Below are 13,625 nucleotides of genomic sequence, written 5' to 3'. Positions count from 1 at the left end.
GGCAGCGGCGCTATGCCGAGGGTTTCTCCGAGCAGGTGGCGACGCTGGAAGCATCCAGCGACGTGCTGGTCGCGGTGGAGAACATGTTCCCGTTCCGGGCGGACCGGTTCTTCGGGGCCGGCCAGTCGCTGGAACGGATGCGCAAACGCGGCGGCGGCCCCGGCCCGGCGATTTCGGCGTTCTCGCCCTCCTACGACCCGCTCGACGGCAACCACGCGCACTACACGCTGGATCTGTCCCACACCGCGACCGCGGGCACCGACTCGCTGGACATGGCCCAGCGGATGGGTAGCGGCCTGGTCCACCTGCACCTGTGCGACGGCAACGGCCTGCCCGCCGACGAGCACCTGGTCCCCGGGCGCGGCACCCAACCCACCGCCGAGGTGTGCCAGATGCTGGCCGGCAGCCAATTCGCCGGACACGTCATCCTGGAAGTGTCGACGTCCAGCGCGCGGTCCGCCAACGAGCGCGAGGCCATGCTCGCCGAATCGCTGCAGTTTGCCCGCACGCACCTGCTGCGCTGACCAAGCCAGGAGAACCCAGACACCATGAGTGCGCTATTCACCACCGCGATGACGTTGCGGGAGGTCGGTTCCGGCGTCTTCGAGGGCGAACTCGACAAGCGCTGGACCATCGGCCCCAAGGTGCACGGCGGCGCGATGCTGGCGCTGTGCGCCAACGCCGCCCGCACCGCCTGCGGCGGCCAGTTGGACGGCCGCGAACCGGCCCAGCAGCCGGTCGCGGTGTCGGCCAGCTATCTCTGGGCGCCGGATCCCGGGCAGGTGCAGTTGGTGACGTCGGTACGCAAGCGGGGCCGGCGGATCAGCGTCGTCGACGTCGAGTTGAACCAGGGCGACCGCACCGCGGTGCACGCCGTGGTCAACCTCGGCGAGCCCGAGCATTATCCGGTCGACGGTGCGGCCAGGCCGCTGCTGTCGGCCCACCCGGTGGCCGACCTGATGGCGCCCGAACCGCCGGACGACATCGAGCCGATCGGCCCCGGGCATCCGCTGGCCGGCCTCGTGCACCTGGGGGAGGGGTGCGACGTGCGACCGGTGCTGTCGACCATGCAGCCCCGCACCGACGGGCGTCCGCCGGTAATCCAGATGTGGGCGCGCCCCCGCGGGGTGGCCCCGGACGCGCTGTTTGCGCTCATGTGCGGTGATCTGTCGGCGCCGGTGACGTTCGCGGTGGACCGCACCGGCTGGGCGCCCACGATCCAGCTGACGGCGTTTCTGCGCGGCCTGCCGGCCGACGGCTGGCTGCGCATCATCGCGACCTGCACCGAGATCGGGCACGACTGGTTCGACGAGGACCACACCGTCGTCGACAGCCTGGGCCGCCTGGTGGTGCAGGCCCGCCAGCTGGCATTGGTCCCTGCCGCTTGCTAGTGCGCGGGGTCTGCGATGCTGTCCGGCATGGCAAGAATCGCGATCATCGGTGGCGGCAGCATCGGGGAGGCACTGCTGTCGGGTCTGCTGCGGGCGGGCCGGCAGGTCAAGGACCTGGTGGTGGTCGAGCGGGTTCCGGAGCGGGCCAAGTACCTGGCGGACACGTATTCGGTGCTGATCAGCTCGGTGCCCGACGCGGTCGAGAACGCGTCATTCGTCGTGGTCGCGGTCAAGCCCGCCGACGTCGAGTCGGTGATGGCCGAGATCGCCCGCGCGGCCGGCGCCGCCGAAAGCGACACCGCCGAGCAGGTGTTCGTCACCGTCGCGGCCGGGATCACCATCACCTATTTCGAGTCGAAGCTGCCCGCCGGGACGCCGGTGGTGCGGGCCATGCCCAACGCGGCGGCCCTGGTCGGCGCCGGGGTCACGGCCCTGGCCAAGGGGCGGTTCGTCACCGCGCCACAACTCGAGGGCGTCTCGGCCCTATTCGACTCGGTCGGCGGGGTGCTGAGCGTCCCGGAGGGCCAGATGGACGCCGTCACCGCGCTGTCGGGGTCCGGCCCGGCGTATTTCTTCCTGCTGGTCGAGGCCCTGGTCGACGCCGGCGTCGCGGCGGGTCTGAGTCGCGAAGTGGCCGCCGATCTGACCGCCCAGACCATGGCCGGCTCGGCCGCGATGCTGCTGGAACGCATGGACGGCGATCGGCGGCTGGGCGAGGCCGAGGCGCCGGGGCTGCGGGTGGACGCCACCGCAACGCAGCTGCGGGCGACGGTCACGTCGCCCGGCGGCACCACCGCGGCCGCCCTGCGTGAGCTGGAACGAGGGGGCCTGCGAGCGGCGGTCGACGCGGCCGTTCAGGCCGCAAAAATGCGCTCTGAGCAGCTAAGAATTACATCAGAGTAATCCAAGTTTTTTGAACTGATTGTCCCCCACCAGTACCAGTAACCCCATTAGTCCCGCTATTCTCCTCATGTAAGCACGTGTTGGTGCCAGCGGAGGGGAAGCCGCTGGCATGCGCGTGCCTGACACGATTGGGTTGCGATGACGTCTAGTAACGGGCCATCAGCGCGAGATGCTGCAGGTAAGCCACGGGACGCCAGTTCCGTTGACAGCCAGCAGGGCAGGACGCAGTTCCTCACCGTCGCCGAGGTGGCGGCGTTGATGCGGGTCTCCAAGATGACGGTGTACCGGTTGGTGCATAACGGCGAGCTGCCTGCGGTCCGGGTAGGCCGGTCCTTCCGGGTGCACGCCAAGGCCGTCCACGACATGCTCGAGACGTCCTACTTCGACGCCGGCTGACCTGAAACGTGCCGCTCGCGGGCGGCATTCAGGCTCCGCCGTGGCGCGGCGATCGGCCGACACCGGTTTGGTGTTCGGTGCGTTCCGCCGGGTAAAGTGTCCGGGTCCAATCTTTGAAGCAGGTCACGGTCAGATAGCGGAGTTCATGGGTTCAGTAATCAAGAAGCGGCGCAAGCGTATGTCGAAGAAGAAGCACCGCAAGCTGCTGCGTCGCACCCGGGTGCAGCGCAGAAAACTCGGCAAGTAACCCCGTCCGCGGCATAGTGCCGCCATCTCGCCCGGCCGCTAGGCTGTTCGGGTGGATCCGTCGAACGGGGAGAACACCGGGCCGGGCGACACCGCCGGCAACACGGTGCATTACCCCAAAATCGTGCTGGTCACTGGTGCCTGCCGGTTCCTGGGTGGCTACCTGACGGCCCGGCTCGCGCAGAACCCGATGATCAAAGGGGTCATCGCGGTGGACGCGATAGCCCCGAGCAAGGACATGCTGCGCCGGATGGGGCGCGCCGAGTTCGTCCGCGCCGACATTCGAAATCCCTTCATAGCCAAGGTGATTCGTAACGGCGACGTCGACACGGTGGTGCACGCGGCGGCGGCGTCCTACGCGCCGCGATCCGGCGGCACGGCGGCGTTGAAAGAGATCAACGTGATGGGCGCCATGCAGCTGTTCGCGGCCTGCCAGAAGGCGCCCTCGGTGCGCCGGGTGGTGCTCAAGTCGACGTCCGAGGTGTACGGGTCGAGCGCGCACGATCCGGTGATGTTCACCGAGGACAGCACCAGCCGCCGGCCATTCCGTGACGGTTTCGCCAAGGACAGCCTCGACATCGAGGCCTACGCGCGCGGATTGGGACGGCGCCGGCCCGATATCGCGGTGACGATCCTGCGGTTGGCCAACATGATCGGCCCGGCGATGGACACGACGCTGTCGCGTTATCTGGCCGGGCCTTTGGTGCCAACGATGTTCGGCCGCGACGCGCGATTGCAGCTGCTGCACGAGCAGGACGCGCTGGGTGCGCTGGAGCGTGCGGCAATGGCCGGCAAGGCGGGAACGTTCAACATCGGCGCCGACGGAATCATCATGCTGTCGCAGGCGATCCGGCGGGCCGGCCGGATTCCTTTGCCAGTACCGGGATTCGGCGTTTGGGTATTGGATTCCTTGCGGCGCGCAAATCATTACAACGAGATCAGTCGCGACCAATTTGATTACTTGAGTTATGGCCGCGTCATGGATACCAGCCGAATGCGCTCAGAACTCGGCTTCCAGCCGAAATGGACGACGGCAGAAGCCTTTGACGACTACGTTCGCGGCCGAAGCCTGACTCCCATTATCGACCCGCATCGGGTACGCTCCTGGGAAGGTCGCGCCATATCCCTGGCTCAGCGCTGGGGTAGCCGAAATCCAATTCCGTGGGGTGGGGTCAGGTAGGTATCGTGGCGGGTGAAACCAGAGCGAATGTCATTCCACTGCACACTAATCGGGCTCGGGTAGCGGCGCGTCGGAGAGCCGATCAACGAGCCGAGTCAACTCGCCAACACCCTTCGTTACTTTCGGATCCTAATGGCCGCGCGTCGGCCGAGCAGATCGCCGCGGTGGTTCGCGAAATCGACGAACACCGCCGCGCCGCCGGCGCCTCGTCCGCCGACGCCCCGCTGAATGATCTGGCGCAGCGCGTCGCCGCCGTTGCCGGATTCCTGCGTCAACGAATCACCGGGGACTACAGCGTCGACGAGTTCGGCTTCGATCCGCACTTCAACAGCGCGATCGTGCTGCCGGTGTTGCGGCTGTTCTTCCGGAACTGGTTCCGGGTCGAGGTGAGCGGCATCGAGAACCTGCCGGCCGACGGCGCCGCGCTGGTGGTCGCCAACCACGCCGGCGTGCTGCCGTTCGACGGGTTGATGCTGTCCGTGGCCGTGCACGACGAGCACCCGGCGCACCGCGAGCTGCGCCTGCTTGCCGCCGACATGGTGTTCGACCTGCCCATCGTGGGCGAGGCGGCCCGCAAGGCCGGCCACACCATGGCTTGCACGACCGACGCGCACCGGCTGCTCGCCGCCGGCGAGCTGACCGCCGTCTTCCCGGAGGGCTACAAGGGGCTGGGCAAGCGCTTCGAGGACCGCTACCGGCTGCAGCGGTTCGGCCGCGGCGGATTCGTCACGGCGGCGCTGCGGACCAAGGCGCCGATCATCCCCTGCTCGATCATCGGGTCCGAGGAGATCTACCCGATGCTCACCGACGTCAAGCTGCTGGCACGACTGTTCGGGCTGCCATATTTCCCGATCACCCCGCTGTTCCCGTTGGCCGGGCCGGTCGGCCTGGTGCCGCTGCCGTCGAAATGGCACATCACGTTCGGTGAACCGATCTACACCGACGACTACGCCGCCTCCGACGCCGACGACCCGATGGTCACCTTCGAGCTGACCGACCAGGTGCGCGAGACCATCCAGCAGACGCTGTACCGGCTGCTCGCCGGGCGTCGCAACATCTTCTTCGGCTGAGCCGCGCAAAAGGAAACGCCACCGCGGAAATCCGCGATGGCGTTGACCTTTGAGAAGCCGGCTACTTGACCAGGGTGAACTGGCAGACGTTGGTGTAGCCGTCCCGGAACAGGTCCGAGCAGCCCCGCAAGTACTTCAAGTAGATGTCGTAGGTCTCCTGCCCCTTCAGGGCGATCGCCTCCTCCTTGTGCGCCTCGAGGGCGTCCGCCCAGGCCGTCAGCGTCGGAACGTAGTTCTTGCCGATGAAGTGATGGCGCTCGATCTTGAAACCCGCGTCCGTCGAGTACTTGTCGACCAGGTCGACCTGGGGCAGCTTCCCGCCCGGGTAGATCTCCTTGAGGATGAAACTGATGAATCGCAGCAGGGTCATGTTCACCTGCAACCCCAGCTTCTTGCCCTCCTCGGCGTTGGGCACCACGATGCTGTGCAGCAGCATCCGGCCGTCGTCGGGCAGCAGGTCGTAGTACTTCTTGAAGAAGGTGGCGTAGCGCTCGTACCCGGCGTCACCCGCGCCGTCGGCGAAGTGCTCGAACGCCCCCAGCGACACGATGCGGTCGATCGGCACGTCGCCGGGGAACTCCTCCCAGCCCTGGATCCGGACCTCTTTGCGGCGGGGGCTGTCCATCTTGTCGAACTCGGCCACACAGTGGGCGTACTGGTTCTCGCTCAGCGTCAGTCCGATGACGTTGACGTCGTACTCGGCCACCGCGTGCCGCATCGTCGAACCCCAGCCGCTGCCGATGTCCAGCAGCGTCATGCCGGGCTCGAGGTTGAGCTTGTCCAGGGCCAGCTTGCGCTTGGCGTACTGCGCCTCTTCCAGCGTCTTGGTCAGATTCTGCGGGTCAGGATTCTCGTCGAAGTAGCCACAGCTGTAGGTCATCGACGGGTCCAGCCACAGCTTGAAGAATTCGTTTGACTTGTCGTAGTGGGATCGGACCGCTTCGACCGGCGGTTTGAGTTGCGTGCTTCCCGTTTCCCCCTGAGCAGTCATTTACAACGCCCCTAACTTTCCTGCGGATATGGATGCCACTGCCGCGGCCGTAGCTTCAACGTCCTCCTGGTTTGAGGACTCTCCCAACATCGTGACGACACTCGTGACGATCGGTTTACCATCGGCGTCGGTCACTTCGCTCCGGATCTCCGCAAGCACGGTGCCGTGGGACTCAATCACCGAGTCGAGGTAAGTGTCGAAGTACAGCCTATCGTGAGCCAGGATCGGCCGGTGGAACTTGAACTTCTGGTCGCGGTGAATGACCCGGGCGATGTTGATCGGAATGCTGAACTTGGTGAAGATCTCCAGCTGCACACGGCGCCCGGCGATCGCTAGGAACGTCAGCGGCGCCACCATGTCCGGATACCCAGCGTTCGCGGATTCACTCTCGTCGAAGTGCGCGGGGTGGTCATCCTTGATCGCCAGGGCGAACTCACGGATCTTCTCCCGGCCGACCTCGAAGTAGTCCGGCGCGCGGTAATGGCTGCCGATCAGTCCTTCGGCTTCCTTGGGGGTCGTCATGGCGCAATGCCCTCCGTAATTGTGTCTGCGCGGCGCAGCCTATCAGCGTGATTGCCGCCGAGAGGCCAGCGCGGCCAGCGCACCACCGGCTGCGCCCAGCGCCAACGCCGAGGGCACCCCGATCCGGGCCGCCTTACGGGCGGTGCGGAAGTCGCGGATCTCCCAGCCGCGCTCCCGGGCCAGGGCACGCAGTCGGGCGTCGGGATTGATGGCGACGGCCGTGCCCACCAGCGACAGCATGGGCACGTCGTTGTAGCTGTCCGAGTACGCCGTGCAGCGTTTCAGGTTGAGCCCCTCGCGAATTGCCAGCGACCGCACCGCGTGCGCCTTGCCAGTGCCGTGCAGGATGTCGCCGACCAGCCTGCCGGTGAAGACGCCGTCGACCGATTCCGCGACCGTGCCCAGCGCGCCGGTCAGGCCGAGCCGTCGCGCGATGGTCGCGGCGAGCTCGTAGGGCGTCGCGGTGATCAGCCACACCTGCTGGCCGGCGTCCAGGTGCATCTGGGTGAGCTCGCGGGTGCCGGGCCAGATCTTGTCGGCGATGATCTCGTCGTAGATCTCCTCGCCCAGGGTGACCAGTTGTTCGACCGATCGGCCCTCGATGAAGGCGAGCGCCTTGCGCCGGCCGGCGGCGACATCGTTGCTGTTTTCCGTGCCGAGGATCTGAAACTTGGCCTGCGCGTAGATGAATCCGACGACGTCGCGGTAGGTGAAGTAGTTCCGCGTGGCCAGCCCGCGCCCGAAGTGCACGGCCGATGAGCCCTGCACGAGCGTGTTGTCCACGTCGAAGAAGGCGGCCGCGGTCAGGTCGATCGGCGGCTGAGGGCGATCCTCGGAGGCGGCGGCTTCCTGCATGCCCTCGATCGCGCGGGCGGCGCTGGCGTCCGCGGCCAGCGTTTCCGGGTCAACGTAACCGGTGCGGTCCGGGTTGACCGGGTCAGAGGAAGTCATCGCCAAACCTCCTAGATCGCTGTGGTGCCTGGCGACCCAGTGGGTGCCCGATCCCCAACCCTAACGGGCAGATGGCATGCGGGCGTTGACGTGTCCGCGGGCTGAGTATGAGGTAGGTGGCTCTCACCCTCGCTAGCGCGCGACCTGAGAGGTGATGCTGTCTGGCATATCTTGGGCTAAAGCCGCATTCAGGTCGTCGAGCGATAATGCGAGCACTTCCATATTGATTTGTTCCCCAGGCAAGGCAAAACCGTAGGAATTGAAGTCGTCTCGCCGAACGAATTTCTTCAGATGCTTTTCCGCAAACTCTCTCTTGAGTCCTGGGCTTTCGCGTAATATGAACTCGACAATGTCCTGCTCGGGCGACGCAACCTGTATGCGGGGATTGGGCCCACGGGCCTCCCATTTGACAGATAGTGTTTCTAAGCCCAGCCGATACCGGAGGGAATCGCCAATCTGTAAAATGATGTATTTTCCGGCGTCTTCAAACTGCGAGAACACCGCTTGAATATCTTCGGAGCGCTCTGCGGCTCTCTCGTGTAATAACGAGTGGACAACGCAAAAATGTTCATCTTGGGTAGGACCGATGATCCACGCGCCCCAATAGCCAGATTTGGCCCACGCAGGCCATTTTTTAACTTTGCCCGAATAGTCTGAACGGAAGTACAATCGGCCACCTTCCCAGTCGGGTTCGTCGTATGGCCCGCCACTCCCGGCCAGGTTGGCGACGGTACGCCACCTGTTGTAATTCGCAATCACCTCAGCCTCATTGTCGCGGGCACCTGGGCGATCATCACTCATATCGTCGAGCCTCTCATGACTTGGTCTAGCGCTATTCTAAGGCGAGATAACCGTTTTTAAGAAGAAAGTCGATCATCACAAACTGACCTTTAGCATTGACCACTACCCACTGAGTTCCGCCGCCCGGCCAGCCGAATGCTCCGGCGACTTTCCCGTATCTGACTTCCCAGCCTTCTGGTAATTCCTTACCGGTGCCGTGAAAAACATTGTAGTCGCCGGATGAGCCAGGAGCGAGGCTGCGTTGCGGATAACTGTCACCGACCGCACCCATAAATTCCCCCCGGTTGCCGCTGATCTCCCCAATCCTGTTCATCCTGGTGTCCGTTAGAATGTTGCGAGACGTTTCCCACTTTCCATCCGCGAAGCCGTCGTGCTTCGGCCAATCCCAAGTGTTTTTAATCGGATCCCAGTATTTGTTCAAGATGTCCTGGGCGCTCATTCCTTCGTAAGGGCTCTGCGCGGCTGATTCGGCGAGTTCTCGCGGGCATCCGTGCTCTAGAAGGTCCTTTACGAGCTGCTCGGGTGATTCGGCGAGCGCCAGCTGCGCTTGGTGCCATGGCGGCAAATCCGACGGGGCGGGGATTTCTGGCGGATGTCCGTCGGTGAGGTCGTCGGGAGGTTTGCCGTCGTGAGGTGGGTGCGAACTAGGCGGTTCATGCCCGTCGCCGGGCGGATGGCCGTCGCCGGGCGGATGGCCGTCGCCGGGCGGGTGGCCGTCACCGGGCAGGTGCGGACCCCCGCCATGCGGCTCTCCGGGATGGGCCGGGGGTTCACCGCCATGTGGCACATCACCCAAGCCGGGAGGGATCTCGACAGGGGGTCCACCACCCATCGGAACTGAAGGTGGTGTCGGTAGGTGCGGAGCCGCGGGGGCTGCGGGTACGGATCCGGGTGGAGGGCCGGCGTGCGGAGCCGGCGCAGCCGGAGGTTCGCCGGGAGCAGCCGGCGCGTGGGCGGGAACGGGTTCGGGCGGTTTCGATTGGGGTAGCGGTGTGTCGCCTGGAGGCGCGGCCACCGGGGCTTTACCGCTGGGCTCGCCCGGCGTCGCCGTCGGCTTGGGCGGCTCGGCGGCCGGCGGCTTTTCGACCGGAGGCGGCTTGGATTCGGTGGGGCTGTGCGGCAGCGGACCTTCGGTGGGTCCCGGCGCCGGTTTGCCCGAGGGTGCCGGTTTGCCCTGGGGTGCCGGCGCCGACTGGCCCGATCCCGGCGGCTTTGGCGCGGCAGGGGCTGGTTCTCCGGGTGGCTTAACTGTCGGGGGTTTGAGCTCGGGCGGCTTCTTTAGATCCTTCAGCGCATCTGCAGCACCGCGACCGAGCTTGCCGAGCTTGGAAAGCGGTCCGCCGGGTATCGGCAATGTCAGTACGTCGAAAGCGGTTCGGCCGAGTGCATCGAGAGGGTCAGTGCCCCACTCGTCCCAATGGCTGACTTGTTTGCCCAGCGCTTCCCATGACTCTAGCCAACCGGGGCCACCGTCGGGGCCGAGGCCGGTGAGCGACGCCGCCCCTTGGACCATCCCGCCAAGCTCTTTGCCGTATCCGATCGGATCGAGCACCGCACGGAACTGGCTGATCGCGAATAGCCCTTTGAGAGTTCCCCAGCCCTCTTTGCCGGCGCCACCAAGAATCTTTCCTAGCCCATGGAGGGCCGCCTTATTCAAGGCGACGAAGTGGTCCCACTCCTTGTCGGCCCAGTGGGCCATATCCTTCGCGGCGGTGGCCGCCGCCGACATGGTGGCCTTGATCTGGTCGGCGAGCGTTTCGGCTTCCTGGGAAAAGTTGTCGACCACCGTTTTGATGTCGTCGGCGATTCTTTTGATCTCGTCTTCGTCTTCGTCGGTGAGAAGGTCCCAAACCTCTTTGATGCCGGTCAGCGGATCGCAGATGCGCGACAACAGGTCCAGGATCGCCGCGTGCGCCTTGTCGATCTTGGCCGCGTAGCTATTGAGCTGCGCCGCGATCGTCTGGCATTGGCCCGCAACGCTGATGGCGGCACGAGAGGCGTCGGTCAACGCCTTGTTGATGGCGGTGCCTTCCGGAATCTGTTGCGCGGCAATGGCGGCCATGGTGCCGCCGCCGGCCGCGAACTCGGTCGTCATGAAGGTGGCGCCCGCGGTCGTCCATGCCGCGGCGGCGGCGCGTAGTTTCGCCGAATCGCCCGTGGGCCAGATCATTCCGATATACGGCGCGACCCAACTCCAACCCGCCGGGGCGCTGCTTCCGGCGCCCACCGCCGATGGCGGATGAGACGCCGCGGTCAGCGGCGCGGTCACAGGCGGAGTCGGCAGAGCTGCGGCGTGGCCCGTCACGTCCGACATCGCCTCGGCCAGCGCATAGTTGTGCGCCGACATCCGCACTCCGTCGCCGATGCTGGCCAACCCATTGCGGGTGCCGGTCATCGCCTCGATCACCTTGGCCGCTGCACCGTCGTACGCGCGGCCCAGCGCTACACCCACCGGATCGTCACCGGCCATGCCCGCCGTGTCGGCCAACGCCTTGGTCAACGTCGAGATCACCGAACCCAAGGAGACGCCGGTGGTCAGGACCGTGGCACCGGCTCGGTCTAGGGCAGTCGGGTCACACGCCAGCGGCGCCATTTAGTCACGACCACATACCGAGATTCGTCGACATTGCGCCGGTGTAGTTGCCGTGCGCGGCCGTGGCCACCTTCTCCAGTTGGGTCAGCGCCTGGCGCATCATCGCCTCGCCGCGAACCCAGTGCTGATGCGCCTCGGCGTGCGCCGCGGCGGCTTCGCCCGTCCACGCTGCGTGCAAACGCGTTACGCGCGAATCGATTTCGGCGATCATGTCTTCGGCATAGCGTTGGAACGCCGCCATCCGGTGCACCGCATCGGCCAGCGCCTGCGGATCCACCCGAAATGCCTCAGCCACCGCGCACCCCGCGCTCCGCCTGGGCGGATCCGGCCTCGTTGGCCTGATACGCCCCGCCGGCCTGGCCGACCAGGTGCGCCAGCATCGACAGCCCGAGCTCAACCTCGCGGGCGCCTTTGTGCCACAGCTCCCACGCGGATCCGTACGCACTGCCGGCCACACCCTGCCAACCGCCCAGCAGCTGGCCCACCTGGTCGTCGAGCTGGGACAGCTGGGCCGAAAGCTGCTCGGCCGCACCACCGAGCGAGGCGGCGGCACCCTGCATCACGACAGGATCGACTCGCAGCGTTTCGTCGGCCATTGTCGGAACATAACGCCTGGTAGATGGCCCCACAAGTCACCGATGCCACACTGGTGCCCATGACTGAGGCGACCGGCCGGCCACAGGTGGAGCTGCTGACCCGCCACGGGTGTGCCATCTGCGAGCGGGTGCACGCCCGGTTGGTCGAATTGGCCGCCGAGCTGGGCTTCGAGCTGTCGATGACCGACGTCGACGCGGCCGCCGCTACGGGCAACACCGCGCTGCGTGCCGAGTTCGGCGACCGGCTGCCGGTGATCCTGCTCGACGGCCGCGAACACAGCTACTGGGAGATCGACGAGCCTCGGCTGCGGGCCGATCTCGCCCGCTAACCGACCGGCCGTCGCCCGGTCGGCCGGCGGCGGGCCATTATTTGGTAGCCCAGCTGATAAACGATTACCTTGGACAGCAGTTCATTTACTGGAGGAAGCAAGGGAGCTGGCCAGGTGATGCTGCCGTGAGCGTCTTGCTCTTCGGGGTTTCGCACCGCAGTGCGCCGGTCTCCGTCCTGGAACAACTCAGCATCGACGAGGCCGATCAGGGCAAGATCGTCGACCGGGTGTTGCAGTCGCCGCTGGTGACCGAGGCGATGGTGCTGTCTACCTGCAACCGGGTCGAGGTCTACGCGGTGGTCGACGCGTTCCACGGCGGGTTGGCCGTGATCGGGCAGGTGCTGTCGGAACAGTCCGGCATGTCGATGGCCGACCTCACCAAATACGCGTACGTCCGGTACAGCGAGGCCGCCGTCGAGCACCTGTTCGCGGTCGCCAGCGGCCTGGATTCCGCGGTGATCGGCGAGCAGCAGGTGCTCGGCCAGGTCCGTCGCGCCTATGCCGACGCCGAGACCAATCGCACCGTCGGCCGGGTCCTGCACGAGCTGGCCCAGCGGGCCCTGTCGGTGGGCAAGCGGGTGCACTCCGAAACCGCCATCGACGCCGCCGGCGCCTCGGTGGTGTCGGTCGCCCTGAACATGGCCGAACGCCGGCTGGGCGGGCTGTCCGGTAAGTCGGCGGTCCTGGTCGGCGCCGGAGCGATGGGCGCCCTGGCCGCGGCGCACCTGTCCCGGGCCGGCATCGGGCACGTCCATGTACTCAACCGCTCGCTGTCCCGGGCCCAGCGCCTGGTCCGCAAGATTCGCGACACCGGGGTGCCGGCCGACGCCCTGCCGTTGGACCGACTGGCCGACACCCTGGCCGGCGCCGACGTGGTCGTCAGCTGTACCGGAGCGGTGACCCCGGTGGTCTCGCTGGCCGACGTGCACCACGCGCTGGCCGCCGCGCACCGCGACGAAGAGGCGAACCCGCTGGTGATCTGCGACCTGGGCATGCCGCGCGACGTCGACCCGGCGGTGGCCGGCCTGCCCGGCGTCTGGGTTGTCGACGTGGACCGCGTCCAGCACGAGCCCTCGGCCCACGCCGCGGCCGCGGACGTCGACGCCGCCCGCAACATCGTCGCCACCGAAGTTGCTGCCTATCTTGCCGGCCAGCGGATGGCCGAGGTCACGCCGACGGTCACCGCGTTGCGCCAGCGCGCCGCCGACGTGGTCGAAGCGGAGCTGCTGCGCCTCGACAACCGGCTGCCCGGGCTCGAGAGCGCCCAGCGCGAAGAGGTGGCCCGGACCGTGCGGCGGGTGGTGGACAAGCTGCTCCACGCGCCGACCGTGCGGATCAAACAGCTCGCCAGCGCGCCCGGTGGCGACAGCTACGCCGAGGCACTGCGCGAACTCTTCGAACTCGACCAGACCGCCGTCGATGCCGTGGCCGCGGGCGAATTGCCGGTCATCGCAAGCGGATTCGACGCGGGAACCCCGCAGCAAACCGCCGAGTAGCCGATTGGCGAACGTGATCCGGATAGGCACGCGGGGCAGCCTGTTGGCCACCACCCAGGCCGGAACGGTCCGAGACGCTTTGATCGCGCTGGGACACCCGGCGGAGCTGGTGACCATCACCACCGCCGGGGACCGGTCGTTGGCGCCCATCGAAGACCTC

Annotated in this window: 16 protein-coding genes and 1 pseudogene; 10 read left to right on the top strand and 7 right to left on the bottom strand. The window is 66.5% G+C overall.

What is annotated here, in order from left to right; genetic code table 11:
- From A5646_RS07200 to A5646_RS07175, 7 genes are all read left to right on the top strand, one after another.
- Nucleotides 1–524 (top strand): sugar phosphate isomerase/epimerase (locus A5646_RS07200; protein WP_197505140.1); only part of this gene is annotated, 524 nt, incomplete at its 5' end.
- 24 nt (nucleotides 525–548) lie between these two features.
- Nucleotides 549–1,391 (top strand): thioesterase family protein, encoded by an 843-nt coding sequence (locus tag A5646_RS07195; protein ID WP_067020838.1) that lies wholly within the window; start codon nucleotides 549–551, stop codon nucleotides 1,389–1,391.
- 27 nt (nucleotides 1,392–1,418) lie between these two features.
- Nucleotides 1,419–2,294 carry a pyrroline-5-carboxylate reductase gene (gene proC, locus A5646_RS07190; RefSeq protein WP_197505139.1) on the top strand — a complete coding sequence of 292 codons (876 nt, stop codon included), beginning with the start codon at nucleotides 1,419–1,421 and terminating at the stop codon, nucleotides 2,292–2,294.
- Between the two features lie 138 nt (nucleotides 2,295–2,432).
- A complete protein-coding gene (locus A5646_RS07185) occupies nucleotides 2,433–2,690 on the top strand; it encodes a cell division/environmental response transcriptional regulator (RefSeq protein WP_040629292.1) in 258 nt (85 codons plus the stop codon).
- A gap of 145 nt (nucleotides 2,691–2,835) precedes the next feature.
- Nucleotides 2,836–2,937, top strand: coding sequence for a 30S ribosomal protein bS22 (locus A5646_RS27890; protein ID WP_003402602.1), 102 nt, complete (start codon nucleotides 2,836–2,838; stop codon nucleotides 2,935–2,937).
- 51 nt (nucleotides 2,938–2,988) lie between these two features.
- Nucleotides 2,989–4,116, top strand: coding sequence for an SDR family oxidoreductase (locus tag A5646_RS07180; protein WP_066859608.1), 1,128 nt, complete (start codon nucleotides 2,989–2,991; stop codon nucleotides 4,114–4,116).
- Nucleotides 4,098–5,186 carry a lysophospholipid acyltransferase family protein gene (locus tag A5646_RS07175; protein ID WP_197499477.1) on the top strand — a complete coding sequence of 363 codons (1,089 nt, stop codon included), beginning with the start codon at nucleotides 4,098–4,100 and terminating at the stop codon, nucleotides 5,184–5,186. Before A5646_RS07180 ends, A5646_RS07175 begins: the two co-directional genes overlap by 19 nt.
- 61 nt (nucleotides 5,187–5,247) lie before the next feature.
- Here A5646_RS07175 and A5646_RS07170 read toward each other — a convergent pair whose 3' ends face one another.
- From A5646_RS07170 to A5646_RS07140, 7 genes are all read right to left on the bottom strand, one after another.
- Entirely contained in the window at nucleotides 5,248–6,177 is a 930-nt protein-coding gene (locus A5646_RS07170) for a cyclopropane mycolic acid synthase family methyltransferase (protein ID WP_066859614.1), read from the bottom strand.
- Nucleotides 6,178–6,699, bottom strand: coding sequence for a MaoC family dehydratase N-terminal domain-containing protein (locus tag A5646_RS07165; RefSeq protein WP_066859616.1), 522 nt, complete (start codon nucleotides 6,697–6,699; stop codon nucleotides 6,178–6,180).
- A gap of 42 nt (nucleotides 6,700–6,741) precedes the next feature.
- Nucleotides 6,742–7,650 carry an HAD family phosphatase gene (locus A5646_RS07160; protein WP_067020833.1) on the bottom strand — a complete coding sequence of 303 codons (909 nt, stop codon included), beginning with the start codon at nucleotides 7,648–7,650 and terminating at the stop codon, nucleotides 6,742–6,744.
- A 132-nt stretch (nucleotides 7,651–7,782) separates the two neighbouring features.
- Complete coding sequence (locus A5646_RS29800; protein ID WP_231997864.1) at nucleotides 7,783–8,451, bottom strand: hypothetical protein; 669 nt, start codon at nucleotides 8,449–8,451, stop codon at nucleotides 7,783–7,785.
- Nucleotides 8,452–8,482: 31 nt separating this feature from the next.
- Entirely contained in the window at nucleotides 8,483–11,044 is a 2,562-nt protein-coding gene (locus A5646_RS07150; RefSeq protein ID WP_067020830.1) for a TNT domain-containing protein, read from the bottom strand.
- 4 nt (nucleotides 11,045–11,048) lie between these two features.
- Nucleotides 11,049–11,339 carry a WXG100 family type VII secretion target gene (locus A5646_RS07145; RefSeq protein ID WP_067020827.1) on the bottom strand — a complete coding sequence of 97 codons (291 nt, stop codon included), beginning with the start codon at nucleotides 11,337–11,339 and terminating at the stop codon, nucleotides 11,049–11,051.
- Nucleotides 11,332–11,640, bottom strand: a complete 309-nt coding sequence (locus A5646_RS07140; protein WP_067020825.1) for a WXG100 family type VII secretion target — start codon at nucleotides 11,638–11,640, stop codon at nucleotides 11,332–11,334. Before A5646_RS07140 ends, A5646_RS07145 begins: the two co-directional genes overlap by 8 nt.
- A 59-nt stretch (nucleotides 11,641–11,699) precedes the next feature.
- On the opposite strand from A5646_RS07140, the gene A5646_RS07135 reads away from it, so the two are divergent.
- From A5646_RS07135 to A5646_RS27880, 3 genes and pseudogenes are all read left to right on the top strand, one after another.
- On the top strand, nucleotides 11,700–11,969 hold the full coding sequence (locus A5646_RS07135) for a glutaredoxin family protein (RefSeq protein WP_067020841.1): 270 nt from the start codon (nucleotides 11,700–11,702) through the stop codon (nucleotides 11,967–11,969).
- Between the two features lie 125 nt (nucleotides 11,970–12,094).
- The gene (locus A5646_RS07130; protein WP_066859629.1) at nucleotides 12,095–13,465 is read left to right on the top strand and encodes a glutamyl-tRNA reductase; all 1,371 of its coding nucleotides are present in this window, start codon (nucleotides 12,095–12,097) and stop codon (nucleotides 13,463–13,465) included.
- Between the two features lie 13 nt (nucleotides 13,466–13,478).
- Nucleotides 13,479–13,625 (top strand): annotated as a pseudogene (locus A5646_RS27880) (hydroxymethylbilane synthase); the annotation flags it as partial.

The sequence above is a fragment of the Mycobacterium sp. 1245499.0 genome, from assembly GCF_001673615.1.
Lineage (GTDB): Bacteria > Actinomycetota > Actinomycetes > Mycobacteriales > Mycobacteriaceae > Mycobacterium > Mycobacterium europaeum_A.
The sequence above is the reverse complement of the archived record's forward strand: the minus strand, read 5'-3'. Positions and strand labels throughout refer to the sequence as shown.